Origin of the sequence: Gracilimonas sp. (assembly GCF_040218225.1) — a bacterium.
GTDB lineage: Bacteria > Bacteroidota > Rhodothermia > Balneolales > Balneolaceae > Gracilimonas.
Genome location: NZ_JAVJQO010000006.1, coordinates 392,682 through 411,173 on the forward strand (window position 1 = coordinate 392,682; position 18,492 = coordinate 411,173).

General features: G+C 42.7%; 14 protein-coding genes. 11 read left to right on the plus strand and 3 right to left on the minus strand.

What is annotated here, in order from left to right; genetic code table 11:
- Window position 1 precedes the first annotated feature (1 nt).
- From RIB15_RS09020 to RIB15_RS09055, 8 genes are all read left to right on the plus strand, one after another.
- Window positions 2-3,196 (plus strand): T9SS-dependent M6-like inactivated metalloprotease, encoded by a 3,195-nt coding sequence (locus RIB15_RS09020; protein ID WP_502881343.1) that lies wholly within the window; start codon window positions 2-4, stop codon window positions 3,194-3,196.
- Window positions 3,196-6,558 (plus strand): hypothetical protein, encoded by a 3,363-nt coding sequence (locus RIB15_RS09025; RefSeq protein WP_350201820.1) that lies wholly within the window; start codon window positions 3,196-3,198, stop codon window positions 6,556-6,558. The genes RIB15_RS09020 and RIB15_RS09025 overlap by 1 nt, the downstream gene beginning before the upstream one ends.
- A complete protein-coding gene (locus RIB15_RS09030; RefSeq protein ID WP_350201821.1) occupies window positions 6,555-7,523 on the plus strand; it encodes a DUF5683 domain-containing protein in 969 nt (322 codons plus the stop codon). Before RIB15_RS09025 ends, RIB15_RS09030 begins: the two co-directional genes overlap by 4 nt.
- Window positions 7,524-7,546: 23 nt before the next feature.
- A complete protein-coding gene (locus RIB15_RS09035; RefSeq protein WP_350201822.1) occupies window positions 7,547-8,404 on the plus strand; it encodes a PASTA domain-containing protein in 858 nt (285 codons plus the stop codon).
- A complete protein-coding gene (gene rpe / locus RIB15_RS09040) occupies window positions 8,401-9,069 on the plus strand; it encodes a ribulose-phosphate 3-epimerase (protein ID WP_350201823.1) in 669 nt (222 codons plus the stop codon). Before RIB15_RS09035 ends, rpe begins: the two co-directional genes overlap by 4 nt.
- A 161-nt stretch (window positions 9,070-9,230) precedes the next feature.
- Window positions 9,231-10,190, plus strand: a complete 960-nt coding sequence (locus RIB15_RS09045; protein WP_350202054.1) for a PhoH family protein — start codon at window positions 9,231-9,233, stop codon at window positions 10,188-10,190.
- A gap of 34 nt (window positions 10,191-10,224) precedes the next feature.
- Window positions 10,225-11,025 carry an MBL fold metallo-hydrolase gene (locus RIB15_RS09050; RefSeq protein ID WP_350201824.1) on the plus strand — a complete coding sequence of 267 codons (801 nt, stop codon included), beginning with the start codon at window positions 10,225-10,227 and terminating at the stop codon, window positions 11,023-11,025.
- Complete coding sequence (locus RIB15_RS09055; RefSeq protein WP_350201825.1) at window positions 11,012-11,803, plus strand: purine-nucleoside phosphorylase; 792 nt, start codon at window positions 11,012-11,014, stop codon at window positions 11,801-11,803. Before RIB15_RS09050 ends, RIB15_RS09055 begins: the two co-directional genes overlap by 14 nt.
- A 20-nt stretch (window positions 11,804-11,823) precedes the next feature.
- Here the strand turns inward: RIB15_RS09055 and RIB15_RS09060 are convergent, their stop codons facing one another.
- The 3 genes from RIB15_RS09060 to RIB15_RS09070 form a co-directional block, all read right to left on the minus strand.
- Window positions 11,824-12,693 carry a hypothetical protein gene (locus RIB15_RS09060; protein ID WP_350201826.1) on the minus strand — a complete coding sequence of 290 codons (870 nt, stop codon included), beginning with the start codon at window positions 12,691-12,693 and terminating at the stop codon, window positions 11,824-11,826.
- A gap of 153 nt (window positions 12,694-12,846) precedes the next feature.
- Window positions 12,847-14,397: an acyl-CoA carboxylase subunit beta gene (locus tag RIB15_RS09065; protein ID WP_350201827.1), complete on the minus strand. Its 1,551-nt coding sequence runs from the start codon at window positions 14,395-14,397 to the stop codon at window positions 12,847-12,849.
- 14 nt (window positions 14,398-14,411) lie between these two features.
- Complete coding sequence (locus tag RIB15_RS09070) at window positions 14,412-16,064, minus strand: DUF8457 domain-containing protein (RefSeq protein ID WP_350201828.1); 1,653 nt, start codon at window positions 16,062-16,064, stop codon at window positions 14,412-14,414.
- 139 nt (window positions 16,065-16,203) lie between these two features.
- Here RIB15_RS09070 and RIB15_RS09075 point away from each other — a divergent pair, with 139 nt between their 5' ends.
- From RIB15_RS09075 to RIB15_RS09085, 3 genes are all read left to right on the plus strand, one after another.
- The gene (locus RIB15_RS09075; RefSeq protein WP_350201829.1) at window positions 16,204-16,821 is read left to right on the plus strand and encodes an ABC transporter ATP-binding protein; all 618 of its coding nucleotides are present in this window, start codon (window positions 16,204-16,206) and stop codon (window positions 16,819-16,821) included.
- A 105-nt stretch (window positions 16,822-16,926) separates the two neighbouring features.
- Window positions 16,927-18,027: an aminopeptidase gene (locus RIB15_RS09080; RefSeq protein ID WP_350201830.1), complete on the plus strand. Its 1,101-nt coding sequence runs from the start codon at window positions 16,927-16,929 to the stop codon at window positions 18,025-18,027.
- Window positions 18,028-18,044: 17 nt separating this feature from the next.
- Window positions 18,045-18,470 carry a response regulator transcription factor gene (locus RIB15_RS09085; RefSeq protein ID WP_350201831.1) on the plus strand — a complete coding sequence of 142 codons (426 nt, stop codon included), beginning with the start codon at window positions 18,045-18,047 and terminating at the stop codon, window positions 18,468-18,470.
- The last annotated feature ends 22 nt before the right edge of the window (window positions 18,471-18,492 follow it).

Here is an 18,492-nt window from a genome sequence, read left to right on the forward strand (position 1 = left end):
CATGCAGCATTTGAAGTTTTTCATGAAGAGCATGTTAGTCATTAGCATGCTCTTTCTATTTTGGACCAACGACTCCCACGCACAGCAGATTTCTGTTCAGCGTTCTCATGCTATTTCTGAGCCACAACCTATAGTTAGTGAGAACCTCAATGCTACAGGAACTCTGAATGTAGTCGCCATCATGGTTGAATTTCAACCAGATAGTAATCGTCTGACCTCCGGAACCGGTATTTTTGGCCCCGATGGAATGGATGGACTACCCTATCTTTCCAATGCCGAAGATTTTCGGGTTGAACCACTTCCGCATGACCAAGGGTATTTTGAAGCCCATCTCGAGTTTGCCAAAAACTATTATGAGCAATCATCAGACGGAGACCTGACTATTGAATACCAGGTACTCCCAACTATCTATCGCCTTCCAAAAAAAATGGAAGAGTACTCCCCAACCGGCGAAACTTTCACCAACGAAAAAGTAGCTGAGCTTGCACGAGATGCCTGGCAAAAAGTAGAAGCTGAAGGTGGTTTCAATGAGATTAGCGATGTTCCCGAAGAAACAGCCTTTATCATTTTTCATGCAGGCGTTGGCCGGGATATTGAACTCACCGGCACCAACCTCGACATCACTCCTTTTGATATTCCCTCCCTTTATCTTCGTAAAGAAAATCTTGGGAATCTTCTTGGAGATCCTTCCTTCATTGGCTTTCCCGTTAAAAATGGCGCTTTTCGTGTAACCAACTCAATGATTATACCCCGCACTCAAACCCGTCGCGGACTAGATATACAGGAAAATGAATTTGCCTTTCCACTTTCAATTAATGGATTGTTATGTGCTTCTATTGGAAGTCATTTAGGTTTACCAGATTTATTCAATACTGAAACCGGAGATCCCGCAATTGGTCGTTTTGGCCTAATGGATGGAGCTGGGTTCTTCTCGTATAATGGGCTTCTTCCTCCCGAACCCTCAGCCTGGGAGAAAATGTATTTGGGATGGGAAACCCCTTTTGAAATTGATGTAAACACCGCGGGCGATATACAATTACCTGCCAGCTCGCTGGATCAGCCCAATTCCATCGCTAAATATAGCCTGTCTGATTCTGAATACTTCCTCATCGAAAACCGTCATCGGGACCCCGATGGTACCGGAATTACGTTAACCATTCGTCAGCCTGATGGAACTGAAGTCCAACAGACATTCACCAATCAGGATGAAGCTTTTGTATTCCAGGAATCTGACTTTGACACCTTGTTGCAAGCCGGAACTTTTGTTAACGCTTCCAATTTTGACTTCAGCCTTCCCGGAGGTTTGGATGTTGGTGAAGATGAAGATAATCCAGCTGATGACCGGGAGCTTAACGGAGGAGTCCTGATCTGGCATATTGATGAAGCTATGATAAATATGCAGCTTCAGAGTGAACGGGTAAATGCAGATGAGAAACGGCGAGGAGTTGACTTAGAAGAAGCAGACGGAGCCCAGGATATTGGCCCCGGAGTACCTGGCGCGCTCGATAACAGCGCAGCCTTTGGCTCAGCATATGACTATTGGTGGAGTGAAAATGACTATCGGGTAATTTTGCAAACTGGTCAGGAGATTAGCTTTTATCAAAACAGGTTTGGAGCCGACACTCGGCCTAATAACCGAAGTAACTCAGGAGCCCCTTCCTTTTTTGAGCTATACGATTTCTCTGATAATCTGCCTACGGCTTCTTTTAAGATACGTGCTGATGAACCTAACTCAGACTTATATACATCGCGATTTTCTGTACAACTGGATTCATCACAGAGCTATTTTACCAGTGATGATCCTTACTATAATTATTTCCCACTCTCTCTGTCTATTTTCGAAACCGCCTCCGATACTTTCTTGATAGTTCCATCACAGGAGTCAGTAACAGCCCTTTCTATTTCTGATCCTGCCAACATGCAATACCAGATTTCAGATGCAGCCATTCAACAACCTTTCATAGGGAATGAATTGGTTATTGCTGAAAAGCCGGAAGAAGGTTCCCCTGATATTGCTGTAGCTTCTGTTTCATGGAATGAAAATACACAGCTGTTCGATACTACCTGGACTGCCACACTCCCTTCAAACAAGGGATTTCTGAGTTCCCAAACCGGAGCTAATATAGTGGCTGATTTCACTGATGCTGGCTTAACTGCCGATAATGGAAGTCCGACATCTGAGGGAGCTTCACCCTTTCAACGCTCTGAAGTAATTGATAGTGAATTTTCAGAAGCCGACGACTCCGGGGTTTCATTTTCATCATTAAGCGGGTTTACATTTTCTCCTGTTTCAGGTGAAAACCGGCTTTACACCGGAACTGTACTCCTCGGAAATCGTGTCGTTTTCTATGTGTTTGAAGACAATCGTTTTCTATTTATTGACCCCGAATCGGACCAAAGAGAATTCCCTGTTTTTGAAGAAGAAGCTGCAGAATGGCCGGCTATTTTAGATGATGCTTCTATCCTGAGGGTTGATAAGAGCAATAATCAGCTTGTTGCAAAAAACCAACTTGGAACCACCGAAAATTATTATCCTGTTGACGCACCGGAAGGCGTGCAATTTATAGGAACCCCACTTTATGCTGATTTAATTGCTTCCGGCTCGGAATATGCAACATTGGTAACAGGACAGGATAGCCTTTCCCTGAATATTTATGCATATAATAATGAGGGGATGCCAATTAGTGGATTCCCATTGTACGTTGGACAAGCCACATCTGCTCAAAATCAACCTATTCACCCTATTATATATAATGGAGCATTGTATGCTGTCAGCCACGATGGTACGGTAAAATCGTGGAATTTAACCCAGGTTACTGATGCCAAATGGGCTTCGCGTTATGGATCTGCTCCTTTTAACAAAGTGTCTGCCCGTGTTGAAAGTAGTCAAGACAATCCTTCTTCAGATTTTGGAATACTCAACGAAGTTGAAACTTACAATTGGCCTAATCCGGCAACAGATCACACCAATATTCGTTTTGAACTTGCTGAACCCGGTGGTACCGTCCAGATCACGGTAATTACCATGAGCGGACGCATTATCTTCGAGCAATCCGTTACCTCGTCTGGAGGATTTCCACAGGAAGTACAGGTGCAAACAAGCAACTGGGGAAGTGGCGGATACGTTGCACGTGTGAAGGCAACTGTCGATGGCAAAACAGAAACCAAACTCATTAAAATTGGAGTTGTGCACTAATGAGAAGTCTTAAACTAATTTCGGTTTTCTGTCTGCTTTTTGGATTCCTTCCATTGGCCTCTCAAGCCCAAACAGATGTTCAGTTTTATGACTATCCCATGAACCATCTGGATTGGTACACTATTGAAAGCGAACATTTTTTAGTGCATTTCCAGGAGGGGAATAGCCGGTCTGCTCAAGTTGTATCCCGCATCGCAGAAGAAATTCACCCCCCCATTACCGGCCTCTATCAATATACTCCGGATGAGAAGGTAAGTATTGTACTCAAAGATCGGGAAGATTATTCAAATGGAGCTGCTTATTTCTTTGATAACAAAATTGATATCTGGTTACCAGCTCTAAATACCCCTCTTCGCGGAACCCATAATTGGCTGCGAAATGTAATTACGCATGAATACGTGCATATCATTCAGATTCAAAAAGGAATGAAGCGCAGCCGTAAGATACCAGCTTTCTATTTCCAGTGGTTATCTTATGAAGATGTTCGAAGACCAGATGTTCTATACGGATTTCCAAATGGCATCATCACCATGCCTTTTGCAACAGTAAATATTCCAGCCTGGCTGGCTGAAGGAACGGCTCAATATCAAACCGCCGGACTTTTATATGAAACCTGGGACAGTCACCGGGATATGATCTTGCGTACCCGTATCCTCACTGACACCTACTTCTCGCTTCAACAAATGGGGACTTTCTCATCCAAAACCAGCCTCGAACGTGAAACGGTTTACAATCAGGGCTATGCCTTTGTTATTTACCTTGCCAATCGTTTTGGGGATGATATACTCAGAGAAATCACCTCCGCTCTGGGAGAAAAAGGAGTATACACGGTTGAAGAAGCTATAGGAATTGCTACTGATATTCCCGGCAAAGAGGTCTTCCAAAACTGGATTGACGAACGTAAAGAGTTTTATGCAAAAGCTACAGATAACATCACACCAACCATTTCAGATACCGTTGAAAAATATGGATTCTTTAATTTTTACCCGCAACTATCCCCCGACGGTTCCCGGCTAGCCTACCTTTCAAATAAGGGCGTTGATTTCGGGTTGCTTTCTTTATACCTGAAGGATGCAAACGGTGATGAAAAAGAAGTGGCTGTAATTGACAACTTTGATTTTCATCAGCATAAGGACCATGTAAGTGCGGTAGAACCTATACTCACGTTTCTTGAAACGTCATTTTCATTTTCACCGGATGGTAAAAAAATTACTTATGCCATCAACAAGAAGAATAAGTATGGTGAACATTACCGCGATATTTTTATTTATGATATCGAAACCGAAAAAAATAAGCGACTAACTCACAGCGCTCGTATAGAATCACCAGCCTGGAATAAAGACAGTGACAAAATTATAGCCGTTCAATATTCACAGGGCACTCAAAATCTGGTTCTGCTTCATCCCGAACATCCGGATTCAGTAACTCAGCTAACAAACTACAAAAACGGCGAAACGATTTTTACTCCAAAATGGGGGCCTACAGAATCAAAAATCTATTTTGCTAAAGCCAGCTCAGGAAACCGTGATATCTATATTCTAGATATTGAATCCGGTGTTATTCTCCCCTATCTGGCTGACAAGTATACCGATTACCGTGACCCACATATTGGTCCTGATGGCAACTACTTGTACTATTCTGCAAACCCTGAGGGTATTTTCAATATCTTTCGTGTTCCCCTGTCCAGCGGGGAATCACAACAGCTTACCAGTGTAATCGGTGGTGCATTTATGCCTTACATTGGAAAAGATGGAACGCTGTACTACTCTGAGTATCACGCTGATGGATATAAGATTAAATCATCCGGAGAAAACAAATTACTTGCACAGCCTCAATTTGGGTTTTATGAACCTCCCTTTCCCGACGGAGTGATGGAGCTTGGTGGTGATTTTGAGTACATCAACAAGCTTAATGATTTTGATGACACCGATATCCGTCCTTTTGACGAGCAAGCGCAAGCCATAGCCGACACTGGAAGCTATAACTTTGAAATGTCGACTATTGACGATGAAGGCAGTCGTACTTACCGGGAATATGAAGACACCTATTCCGGATTTAGCTTTTTCCCCGTTCTAAGATTTGATAACTATTCACAGGTTAATGGCAACAACGGTTCCTTGATAAAAAATGGGGAATTTGGACAATTTGGAGAGAACCTCCTTCGGGATGCCAAACCCGGCGTATATTTTTCTTCGCGCGACGTAATTGACAAGCTCAGTTTGTTCGGTGGATTAATGGTAGGAGTAGCTTCACAGCCTGCCGAGAGCATTGGTGGCTTTTTCCGTCCCGACAGGCTATTTGGATTAGACCGGGATGCATTTCTTATTGCAGAACATAGGGGACTTCCATTTATCGAACGCAGCTGGTCGCCTACTGTGGCTCTCGAGATTTACAATCTCAGACGTAATGTATCGGATGGATTATCAATTGAGGAGTTCCGATGCACATCCTGCGGGCAACCCGATACCTTGTCAGTCGACATAGCTTATGATATCTGGGAAGCTGGTTTGTATTTCAGAAGTAAACTAAGCCGCCGCAGCTTACTTGAGCTGGGCATCATTTACAGCCCTTATCGAGTCTCTACAGACGACTTCTATTCCCGCGAACTCAAAGCCCAGGTTAGTGGATCTTCTTCACAATACTTCCGTGGAACTACCTTATCAGCCGCCTATACTTTTGACTATTACATGTATTCAAACGATGCTGACATTGCCCCGCTTGGTTTAAAGGGATATGCGCGCTACCAATTTCAGCCCTCCAAATTATTGGAAGAATATGAAATCAAGGATGGCTCTCTGTCACCGATATTCAAGACCTCCAACAACCATTCTACAGAAATCCACATGCGCTATGGATTCAAAACATTCGGCGATCAGGCTTTCCAGGCTCGTGTTCGCGGATTTCACTACTTCAACAACCCCAGAGATTCCTTTTATGCAGATTATGTAGGTGGGTTCATGGGAATGAGAAGCTATCCCTATTTTGCACTTGGTGGAACTACAACCGGCTTCGCCAGTCTCTCCTGGTTTGCTCCTATTTTTAGAAACATCAATAAACAGGCCGGACCATATATACTGGATAAAGTTTTTGCGCGTTTCTTTTTTGAAACCGGCAACGGGTGGCAAAGTCCATATGATACCGGAAGCAACCTGAAATCAGGTGTGGGTGCAGAGTTAAGAATGGCATTGAACGGATATTACTTATTTCCTTTGAAGTTTTTTATAAGCGGCTCTTATGGATTCAACGAGTTTACACTGACCTTGCCCGAAGACTTTATAACAAATTCTCAAAGTAACAAGGTTACTTATGGGCGTGAATTACTTATTCATTTCGGTATAACCTTTGATTTTGAACTGTTATGAGACAGATAACTTTAATACTAGCCCTCCTACTCTCCATTCCAGCTGGCAGTATTGCTCAAACGCTGAACAGTTTCAGTAATGAGATATTTAAGCAGAAGAAGACGAAAGAAAAGCGTAATCAGGAAATAGATATTTCCGATTTCACTTACCAAAATACCTTTTCAAACAGTAATTCATCCTTTTTGGAACTCCCCCGCACCAATCCTGCAATTGCATTTGCTGCATCAGCTATAATTCCCGGATCAGGGCAAGCAGCCAATGGTAAATGGGTTCGAGCCGGAATTTACTTTGCTGTAGAAGCAGTAGGAATCATCTATCACCTCGACCGTAATGCAACTGCCCGCAGACAAGAAAAAGCTTATGAAGAGTTTACCCATCAAAACTGGAGCGTACTTGCCTATGCCGAATGGCTGGTAAATTACTCCATGCAAAATAACCTGGATAATGGCTGGGAAAATCTTCAGGCTCATATTGATGGAAAAAACCCTGACTTTAGTAATACCACCAACGATTGGTCTAAAGTAAACATTGGGCTCTTGCATGAGGTTGAACAAGAAACACCCTTTGTTTTTGAAAACAGATATGGCAGTGAGTTTTCGCATTTATTACCTGACTATGGATCGCAGCAATACTATGAACTGATCAGTAAGTACTATCAATATCAGCCGGGCTGGCAAGATTGGTATGGACAGGTTACGACAGCCAATAATCAAAACCCTGACTTGTACAGATATATGTGGAATGGGCGGGATGAGCCTTTTACTCTTTTCTACCAGGGGCGCGATCGTGCACAGGAATTCAACGACAACTACCGAGCCGCAGGGAACATCCTTAAGCTGTTGGTAGTAAACCATGTTGTCTCCGCCTTCGACGCATTGTTCACGGTTCAGCTTAAAAACAGCCGAATTGAGACTAATACAAATCTCATGAAGATGGAGCAATTTTCTGTAACCTGGCACTTTTAACACGTCTATAGTTCCTGTATTTTATGCACATGCTCAAGCAGATTCTTACCAACAAGTATTTTTATATTGGCATTTTTTCGCTGATGCTATTCGGTGCAACTTTTCTTTATGTAGCCGACAACATCATCATGCCATCTTATACCAATTACAATGAAGGAGTTACGGTACCGGATGTAACCCGCATTTCTTTGGACGAAGCAGAAGCCTTGTTAACCAATTACGGCCTTCGGTTTGAAGTGGCTGACCGAAGAGCGAATTCGGCTTATCCGGCTAATTATGTAATTGATCAAAGCCCGGGCGCTGATAACATCGTAAAACCAAATCGAAAGATATACCTTACGGTAAACAATGAGGTAAAACCTCAGGTCGTGGTCCCAAAAGTTGTAGATCTGTCGCTAAGAAATGCCGAAATCCAGCTTCAGAATTATGGACTTCAGGTAGGAAGTCGCAGTTACGAATCATCCCGGTTTAAAACCATCATCAGACAATCTATAGCAGGTGGCACCACCGTTGAAAAAGGTACGGTAATCGATCTTGTAGTTGGAGATGGGTTTGGCAGCCGTATCATCACTGTTCCGGAGATTATAGGATTAAGACTTCCCGAAGCACAGCTAAAATTACGTGAAGCCGGCTTCAGAGTAGGTGAGGTTCAATTCCGCCCAACCAAAGATGTTGTACCAAATACAGTACTCGATTTCTCTCCAAAAGCTGAAGAACTCAGGGAAGGTGAAAGCCTGACGCTTGTTATTTCAGAACGTTTTGAAGTCATAGAACAAAGCGAAGGTGGAGCTGTCATCATCGACTCTACGGATAATAACTCCGGTGTAAATCCTGATTCCCTTAACAATCAACAAAACCAACCTAATAATCCTGATCAATGAATTTTGAACTCCCTATCATCGCACCATCAATTTTAGCAGCTAATTTCGCACGCTTGGGACAAGATATTGATGACGCGGTTCAAGGGGGGGCAAGCTGGATTCATTGTGATATCATGGATGGTCATTTTGTACCAAATATCAGCTATGGCCCCGGTGTAGTTAAGGCAGCAAAATCCGCTGCACCCGGAGCCTTTATTGATGTTCATCTGATGATTGAAAATCCCGATGACTATGTTGAGCCATTTGTACAGGCTGGTGCCGATTTGATATCCGTTCATTATGAAACTTGTCCGCATCTTCACAGGACCATTCAGAACATCAAAAAATATGGAATCATGACGGGAGTAGTTGTAAACCCGGCAACCTCACTTCACAATATCGAACCTGTTTTGAATGATGTTGATTTAGTCTTGATAATGAGCGTAAACCCAGGTTTTGGCGGGCAAAGTTTTATTGATCATAGTTATGAAAGGCTAAAGCAACTGGCTCAAATCCGTGAAGAAAAAGAGTTGAGCTTTCTTATCCAGGTTGATGGTGGGGTGAACCTTAAAAATGCCAAAAAAATTGCTAAAGCAGGAGCCGACATCCTGGTGGCAGGCAGCAGCGTCTTTAGTGCCGAAAATATCACAGCCCGTTTTGAAGAATTGACTGAGAAATTAAGATAATTCCCTTTCAATCATACCCGTTTAATCAATTCAGAAAACTACCTTTCCGAGCAGTAGTACATCATTTCTTCTGTTAAATTCTTATCTTAGGTTTATTCTGTCACTCAAAAATTTATACTGCTATAGAAGACGAGAAAACACTTTCAGAACAAGTCATAGAAATCAAAGGTGCCGATCCTGTTGCCTTATTTGGACTGCATGATCATAACATCATTGCTTTGGACAAAGCTTTTCCAGAAACCAAATTTAATGCCCGGGGCGACCGTGTTAAACTCACAGGTCCCCGTGAAGAAGTAGATACAGCCGCCAAAGTTATTGAAGGAATGATTGAGCTGCTTGATCGAAAAAGTAAGGTAGCCGAAGATGATGTAAAGACACTGGTGGCGCTCAAAAGTGGGGAAACCACGGCAAACAGGCCCCAAATACGTACGTTGGATGAAACAGGCGACACCATCATTCATACCCATAACGGGGAAGCTGTAACGGCCAAAACTCCTGGTCAGCGAAGAATCGTGAGTTCTTCCGCAGAACATGATATTGTCTTTGCGATCGGACCGGCCGGTACAGGGAAAACCTATACTTCTGTAGCCCTAGCTGTGCAAGCACTAAAAAACCGTAAAGTCCGGAAAATTATTTTAGCACGTCCCGCCGTTGAAGCCGGCGAAAATCTCGGTTTTCTTCCAGGTGACCTAAAAGAGAAAATTGATCCCTACCTGCGCCCTTTGTATGACGCGCTTGAGGACATGATTGACCGCGATCGTCTGGAACTTCACCTGACTAAAAATGTGATTGAAATTGCCCCGCTGGCTTATATGCGAGGCCGTACACTCAATAACGCATTTGTAATTCTGGATGAAGCACAGAACGCTACCAATACGCAAATGAAAATGTTTCTGACTCGAATTGGTTTTAATAGCCGTGCCATCATTACCGGAGATATAACCCAAACAGACCTTCCCCATCGCCAGCAATCAGGACTAATTTCCATACAAAATATCCTGCAGGATATTGATGGCATTGACTTCGTGTACCTGGGTGAAGAAGACGTAGTGCGCCACAAGCTGGTTCGCGATATCATTAAAGCCTACGATAAGTTTGAGGATAATAAGAAAAAGAAGTAACTGAGTTACTCAGTTGCAAAGAGATAGAGAAGACATGCAAACCTACGCTGCCACGCTGTATGAAGGCACATTTTCCGTTGGATTAGATAAGAAATTTGTTAGAATAGATCGGAATGACCCTCCGGCTAAAGGCGCTTTAAAATTATCCCTGAACCCCGTACTCATCCATACACCTGAACGAAATTATTTATTCGATTGTGGGATTGGTGAATTCGGGGAAGACACTGGTCCGGAAACTATCCGTCAAAATCTGGATGAACATGGGCTCACTGAATTTGATATCACCGATATCTTTCTGAGCCACCTGCACTATGACCATATTGGCGGACTCGCTCATCGTGAAAATGGCTACTGGGAGCTTACATTTCCTGATGCTAAACTCTGGGTATCCAAAAAAGGCTGGGAGAAGGTAATGGCTAAAGAAGAGTACTACGATGAAGAGAAAACAGCCTTTGTCTCATTCATCGATGCCAAAGCTGATCTTCATTTTCTGGATGAAGAAGAGCAGCCTTATCCTGACTTGAAGGTTAAAAAAATTGGCGGGCATACTGAATTCCACCAGGTTCTGCTCTTTGATGATGGCGAACATAAATACCTGCAGGCCGGTGATGTAATTGGAACCAAAGGAGCCATCAACCGGAAATATGCTGCCAAATATGACTTCGAACCTAAAGTGAGTCAGCAAAAACGTGAAGAATTAGCGAAACTGGCTTTTGATGAGGGATATACTATTTTAGCTTATCATGAAGATCAGCATCCTCTGTTCAAACTGACGGATTATAACGAGAAAACCGGGTACAGTACCAAAAACATTGAGTCTTATGTCCCTGCCTGATTACATCACCAGCATCAAAAAATTTCTGACTGATAATGACTTTCCGGAGCAAATTGATTCGGCGGTTATTTTGGGCTCCGGACTAGGAACTTTCGGGGAACACATTCACGATGCACTCACTATTGAATATTCCGAGATACCCGGTTTCCCACAATCTACCGTCGTCGGTCATTCCGGCTCTCTGATTTGTGGAGACGTGGAAGGAAAGTCTGTACTGGCTTTCTCTGGCCGTTTTCACCATTACGAAGGACACGCTTTTGCCAAAACCGTACTTCCTGTTCAGCTTGCTAAGGCTTTTGATGTAGATAAACTCATTATTTCGAATGCAGCTGGTGGTATAAACCTTCGTTACCAGGTTGGGGATTTGATGATCATCGATAGCATCATTAAGCAATATATGATGGTATCAGAGCCAGCCGTAAATACCTGGGGTTCAAAGTTTGAAGAGTATGCCCGGGAAGTAAAAGCCATTGCCCGCGATCTGAACATTGAAACCCAGACAGGAACCTATCTCTACGTAAAAGGACCAAACTATGAGAGTAAAGCAGAGATTCGTGCATTCCGCAAAATGGGCGGGGATGCTGTAGGTATGAGTACCGCACCGGAATTGATTGAAGCGGCAAAGCTGGGCGTCAAAACAGCAGCTGTTTCCCTGATCACCAATGCCGCTGCCGGAGTTACCAACCAAAAGTTAGATCACGCCGAAGTGAAAGAAGCGGCGGATCAGAAAAAGGAAGTGTTTGCAGGGTTGGTAAAAGGGTTGATTCGAGAGTTTTAGGAAAATAGCTGTCAGTTTAACTAGTCAAAATTACTGCAACCGGGTTGATAGTACTCTTCATTAAAGTCAGGATAAGAAGAGATTAATTCTTCGTCTTCCCATATAGAGGCTATGCTCAATTCCCGGTTTTCATCAACATAAACGAACTGTCCCGACTCGTTAATCCAGCTGCTTGCGGTAGAGACAAACAAACATGGGTCAGGGAAATTATCTCTTTGGCCAACCACCGATTCACCTTCTGTAGGATGGATTAGATAAAACTTCTCAGAACAAAATTCTTCACATACACTCACTAATAATCGCTCCCCGCCTATCCATGCTGCCCCATCAAAATCATTACCGGGCACATCAAAAATGGTTTGCTGGGTCCATTGCCCGTTTCCTTCTTCCCAAAAAGCAATATCAATGGTGCAGTCAGACCGTGTCTCAAGTACTGCTAACCGGTCTCCATTAATGGAGGGAATCACATTGATCGTTTGAAAGTCACCAATTTTATCTCCGCATATATCAGTATCAGCAGGTGAAAAAGTCTGGAGTAACTCACCATCAGAAGTATTAATCACATGGTATTGTTCCGAAAAGCTTCCAGAGACGATATAACCAGCCTCTTTCATATAAAACAGATCTTCACCCAGGCCTTCGAAGTTATCCGTTAACTCGAAATCACTGTCAAATTCTTCATCCGTCAAAAAGATAGAATACTGCTTATTTTTTATATCTCCACCTGTGGGTTGATTTCTTCTATATTCATATCTGTTCAGGATAAAAGCAATTTCTGAGTCATCATCACTCCATACGGGCCCAGCAATTCGTTCTTTCTGTTTCCAATCCGCACAAGACGCGAGAAGAATTGCCGAGAGAGTATAAATCAAGATAGATGGAATTTTCATATCAGGATACCCACAAGACTATTTACCGTAAACTTGAAGTCATTCGTTGTAAGCTAGCCATTCCAATGTAGTTGAAAATACTCTTATTTGGAAAGGCTATAGTATTTTTTCTGCAAACTTATTCCAAAACTGCTACTCTCTCAACTTTTAATACTATAGAGGCAGATTATCATGCTTCTTCTTGGGAACGGTGTCTACCTTATTGTGAGAAACTTCCAGTGCTTTGATCAGTTTATCACGGGTTTCTGAAGGCAGAATTACATCATCTATATAACCGCGCTCGGCTGCCTTATACGGATGTGCAAAGTTCTCGCTATACTCGTCTTCCAGTTCCTTCTGCTTGGCTTCCGGATCATCTGCTTTGGCAATTTCTTTACGGAAGATAATTTCTACTGCACCCTTGGTTCCCATCACCGCAATTTCAGCTGTGGGCCAGGCTACGTTGTAGTCTGCCCGGATATGCTTGGAATTCATCACGTCATACGCACCACCGTATGCTTTACGGGTGATAACAGTCATTTTTGGCACCGTAGCTTCGCAAAAAGCATAAAGCAGCTTAGCACCGTGTTTAATAATACCATTCCATTCCTGATCGGTTCCGGGAAGGAAGCCTGGCACATCTTCAAACACAACCAGTGGTATGTTAAAGGCATCGCAGAAACGAACAAAACGAGCTCCTTTCAGGGAAGCATCAATATCTAAAACGCCGGCCAGAGAAAGCGGTTGATTGGCTACAACACCAACACTTCGCCCGCCAAGTCTGGCAAAACCGACCACTATGTTATCCGCATAATTCTTGTGAACCTCAAAGAAGGAATCTTTATCCATAATCCCATCGATCACATCGTGAATATCGTAGGGCTTATTGGGATTAAGCGGAACCAGGTCTTCAAGCGCTTTTGCTTTGGCTGAATCAGGTTCTTTGGATTCAATCATCGGGACTTTTTCCTCACAATTCTGAGGAACATATTTCATTAATTCCCGGATATCATTCAGGCAAACAGCGTCATTCGGGCTTGAAAAATGTGAAACACCTGATTTCGTGCTGTGTGTAGAAGCACCTCCCAGTTCTTCGGAAGTCACCTCTTCGTGAGTTACCGTTTTTACCACATTAGGTCCGGTTACAAACATATAACTGGAATTCTCCACCATAAAAATAAAGTCGGTAAGCGCCGGGCTGTAAACCGCTCCACCAGCACAAGGTCCCATCACGGCTGAAATCTGTGGCACCACGCCAGAAGCCATACTATTTCTCCAAAAAACCTCCGCATAACCACCCAGCGAAGATACTCCCTCTTGAATTCGGGCGCCTCCGGAGTCGTTCAACCCAATAATAGGAACACCATTTTTCATGGCCAGGTCCATAATCTTACAAATTTTCTCCGCATGGGTTTCTGAAAGAGAACCGCCAAATACGGTGAAATCCTGGCTAAAAATATATACAGGCCGGCCGTGAATTTTGGCATGACCGGTAACAACCCCGTCTCCCAGAATCTGCTTTTTATCCAGTCCAAAAGCTGTGCTTCGGTGCGTCACAAACTTATCGATCTCTTCAAAAGAACCTTTATCAACCAGTAAATCAATACGTTCACGGGCAGTAAGTTTACCTTTGTCATGTTGCTTTTCGATACGAGCTTCACCCCCGCCTTTAAGTGCTTCTTCCCGGAGTTTCTGTAGTCGTTCTACTTTTGGATTGGATGCCATAATTAACGTATTGATTAGGATTTATATTCGTCAAAATAAGTTTGCAGCCGATCGGTAAAATCAATCGCTACTTCAGATGTCATGTCAACCTTATTGGTCGAAAATACATTCTTTTCGATGAACTCTGTAGCCTCATCCCAGTTGCCAAGCTCCTGAATTTTTCCCAGAGCCTTTTCATATTTCTTATCAGATCCTTTAAAAATTTCTTCTACAAAAAACCCTTCGTTGTTTATCAAAAACTCTTTCAGGTCGGGAGTCACATCATTTTCTTCATCTTGTTCATCTACAAGATCATCAACCAGGGTTTCTTCATCGATGAGCATGTCGTCACTATCCGAACCTTTGCTCCCCATTAACATATCCATTTGATCAGGACGTATAAACTGCTGCCACATCGGTTGCTCTTCATTGTCATCAGCCTCTTCCTGTACTAAAGAATCGTCGGACTCATCTTCCCCCACCAACGAATCCAGCACATCCTCTTCTTCCTCTGCTGGTGTTGGCTCTTCCTGCTTTTCTTCTTTCTTTGGTGCTTTCTTTTTCTTCTTTTTTGATTTCTTCTCTTCCTTTTCTTCTTCCGTAAGATTTTTAAAGGAATGAGCTGCCTGATCAAGCACGGTTACCAGGTTTTCACGAAATTTTTTGATTTCATCGGTTTGGTCACCGCTTTTCAACGACTTTGATATCTTCTCAGCATCCGGAACTTCCTCAAACTCTTCAAAGATTGATTTGTCTTTCTGTTCCGATTTAAAAAGTGCATTAAACGACTCTTCGTCTGTCATTTGCGGACCTTCTTCGCTGTAATCACCAAAGAAGCTATCCAGCAGTCGCTGTTCTTTCTCGTCGATTTGCTCAATTTCTTCCTCATCAGGATCATCAAAACGATTTTTCTGGGCTATTAGCTCTTCGCGGAACTGATCTCTGAATTTCTCCTGTAGCTTCACATCCAGTAAATCCGGATAGGATAGAATTTCAATAAACCGCTCTTTGGTGATTTGCTCATCCAGTTCGTTGAATGCTTTGGCTGTCAGGTACAAACCTTTGTCTTCAAAAAAGAACTGAATCAGTTTAGAATCGATTTCTCCTCCAAAAAGGGTAAACAATAACTCAAGTACCTGAGCCCATTCTTTAGCAGTATAAGAAGCGACGAGATTTGCATCCAGATTATGAATTAGCAGTTTACAGCGCTTTTTCTCGAGCGTTTTCAGCTTTCGCTTCTTCATGTAAAGAGGAATGGCCTTCCCAAAGTGCTTATAAATGGTCAGCTTATCGGTGCGACGGACTAATTCCTCATATTCCAGTTCTTCCTCGCCTTTATAAATATAATCGGCCATGTGTTGGCGGGGCTCAAGATATACCTTCACGATTTCCGTCATAACCCGGCTTGTAACTACATAGAACTTATCTTTGGGAATACGTGAATTCGCAAATAACGCTTGCTGGAAATCTTTCCAGGCATCTTTTACCAGCTCCTGATCTATATTTGCCCATTCTGTGTCTTCCAAAACAAACTCTTTCTTCAGCTTTTCATTGATCTCGATACGAATTCGTTCAACGATAAAGGAAGGAAAGCCTGCTGAAAGACAGTCTTTCAGGGTATAATAGGGCTTATCGGATTTAACCGAGCCAATCAGCCGATCGATGATATTTTCTACTGCCTGATGCATAAATCGTTTTGGTATTTCACTGAAAATAAAGCCTGCCGGCTCGCAATACAATTAAGGATTTAGATATTCTGTTATAGTTTTCAAATTTTATGAACTGAAAGCTTATTCTTATTAATCACAAACTTGCTACCTTTAGGGCATGATTTCACTCCAGGTAGAAAAACTAACTAAAAAATTTAACCGTCATACCATTTTTTCGGATCTCAGCTTTGAGCATATCGGAGGAATTCTGGGTATATCCGGAGCAAATGGAAGCGGAAAGTCTACCTTAATGAAATGCCTGGCATATCTTCTTCGCCCCAATTCCGGCTCTATAATCTGGAAACAACATGAAGAAGCTATGAACCAAAAGCAGGTAAAAGCTCAAATTGGCTATGCTGCTCCGTACATCAATCTTTATTCCGAGTTATCCGTTATCGAGAATTTAAGGTTTTTAGTTGAAGCCGGTGGGCACAATATCAAAAAACCGCAGCTATTAGAGCTTCTGGAAAATGTTCAAATCCCACATCTGAGCGATCAGCTTTTTGGCAGTCTTTCAACCGGACAGCAACAGCGAGCTAAACTGGCAGCTGCTCTTGTTCGAAATCCTCAGGTATTAATGCTGGATGAACCAGGCTCTAACCTTGATGAAAAAGGCCACACTCTTGTTGCAAAGATCGTCAGTGATGCAGCCGAATCCGGAAAGCTTGTCTTTCTGGCCTCCAACGACCCGGCCGAAATTGCCTTGTGCAATAATATTTTGAGCGTTGATGCTTAAAAAGGAAATCACTTTAAGAACTTTATAACTCTCAACTGTCTGCGAATTCTCTTAACTTTCGCATTATTAAATCAATATTCATCATTTCTAATTCAATTCTGCAATATGATCTCACAAAATGATCAGAAACTGGCAACCCTTATTCTTGAGCACAGTACCGAAGTTCAGAAAGGCCAAAACGTGATGGTTCAGCTCATTGGTTTAAACGGAATTGATTTACTTCGGGCTTTGGTCGAACAAATCCGGGAGAAGGGAGCATATCCTTTTATTGAGATAGAGGATGCCGACACCCAGCGAATTTTGATTGAAAATGGTGATGAAGAATTCTGGAAAAATCAGGCTTCTGTAGATCAGCTGCCTCTGATGAAGCAGATGGATGCTTTTATTGGAATTCGGGCTTCACAAAATATCTATGAAAACTCCCGAGCCAGTAAAGCAGCCAATAAGGCATACTCTGAGCATTTCCTGAAACCGGTTCACTTCGATGAGCGTGTTAACAACACAAACTGGTGTATTATGCGCTACCCTTCAGCTGCTTTTGCCATGAACGCCAAAATGCCAACACGTGCTTTCGCTGATTTTTATTACGATGCTTGCCTGGTTGATTACGCCCAGCTTGAAGAAGCCATGAAACCGCTGGAAAAAAGACTCCGGGCTACCGATGAAATTCACCTTAAAGGAGAAGGAACCGACATCAAATTCTCTGTAAAAGGGCAAAACTGGGTTCCTTGCTTTGGTAAACGCAATATTCCTGATGGGGAACTTTTTACTTCTCCCGTACTGGATTCTGTTAACGGATTTATTTCTTACGCCCCTTCTGTATACCACGGCAAACCATTTGAGTTTGTAAAACTAGAAGTAAAAGATGGGGTAGTTGTCGATTTTAATTCATCCAATAACGAAGCACTTAAAGACATCCTTGATACGGATGAAGGAGCACGACGATTTGGTGAGTTTAGCTTTGGACTGAACCCTGTTATCGAAAGTCCGATGTATGACATTCTTTTTGATGAGAAGATTTATGGCTCGAATCACCTAACCTTAGGTAAAGACTATGAAGTAGCTCCAAACGGCAACTCCAGTAATATTCACTGGGACTTAGTTTGTATTGGAGCAGATGTTTATCTGGATGGAGAGTTGGTTCGAAAGGGCCGTAAGTTTGTAGCAGATGACCTGAAAGGATTGAACCCTGAAGAATTACTGTAGAATCGCGAGTTGTTGGAATGAATAAAACAATACTTATTTACGGTGCGATCCTGGGATTAGGGGTTATCAGCATTGAAGCGATCGAATATTTTTATGTGGTTGAGATCATTCCAACGCCTGTCTATATCGGGCTTATTGCTATTCTTTTTACTGTTCTGGGTATTTGGCTTGGTAAAAAATTAACGGCTAAAACCCCGCAAGAACCTGAAAAACCTTCCTTTAAACGGAATACAAAAGCTATAAAATCGCTTGGTATCAGTGAGCGGGAACTTGATGTTCTGGAACACCTTGGAAAAGGTCATTCTAATCAGGAAATAGCAAATAAGCTTTTTATTTCCATCAATACTGTAAAAACCCACCTTTCCAGTCTCTACCAAAAGCTGGAGGTCAGTCGCAGGAGCATGGCCGTAAAGAAAGCCCGTTCTCTGAAGCTTATCCCTTAAAAAATAATCCGCCAACCTTTTC

Coding starts and splice junctions, on each gene's coding strand:
- RIB15_RS09020 (WP_502881343.1), top strand. CDS start 2: ATGCAGCATTTGAAGTTTTTCATGAAGAGCATGTTAGTCATTAGCATG.
- RIB15_RS09025 (WP_350201820.1), top strand. CDS start 3,196: ATGAGAAGTCTTAAACTAATTTCGGTTTTCTGTCTGCTTTTTGGATTC.
- RIB15_RS09030 (WP_350201821.1), top strand. CDS start 6,555: ATGAGACAGATAACTTTAATACTAGCCCTCCTACTCTCCATTCCAGCT.
- RIB15_RS09035 (WP_350201822.1), top strand. CDS start 7,547: ATGCACATGCTCAAGCAGATTCTTACCAACAAGTATTTTTATATTGGC.
- rpe (WP_350201823.1), top strand. CDS start 8,401: ATGAATTTTGAACTCCCTATCATCGCACCATCAATTTTAGCAGCTAAT.
- RIB15_RS09050 (WP_350201824.1), top strand. CDS start 10,225: ATGCAAACCTACGCTGCCACGCTGTATGAAGGCACATTTTCCGTTGGA.
- RIB15_RS09055 (WP_350201825.1), top strand. CDS start 11,012: ATGTCCCTGCCTGATTACATCACCAGCATCAAAAAATTTCTGACTGAT.
- RIB15_RS09060 (WP_350201826.1), bottom strand. CDS start 12,693: ATGAAAATTCCATCTATCTTGATTTATACTCTCTCGGCAATTCTTCTC.
- RIB15_RS09065 (WP_350201827.1), bottom strand. CDS start 14,397: ATGGCATCCAATCCAAAAGTAGAACGACTACAGAAACTCCGGGAAGAA.
- RIB15_RS09070 (WP_350201828.1), bottom strand. CDS start 16,064: ATGCATCAGGCAGTAGAAAATATCATCGATCGGCTGATTGGCTCGGTT.
- RIB15_RS09075 (WP_350201829.1), top strand. CDS start 16,204: ATGATTTCACTCCAGGTAGAAAAACTAACTAAAAAATTTAACCGTCAT.
- RIB15_RS09080 (WP_350201830.1), top strand. CDS start 16,927: ATGATCTCACAAAATGATCAGAAACTGGCAACCCTTATTCTTGAGCAC.
- RIB15_RS09085 (WP_350201831.1), top strand. CDS start 18,045: ATGAATAAAACAATACTTATTTACGGTGCGATCCTGGGATTAGGGGTT.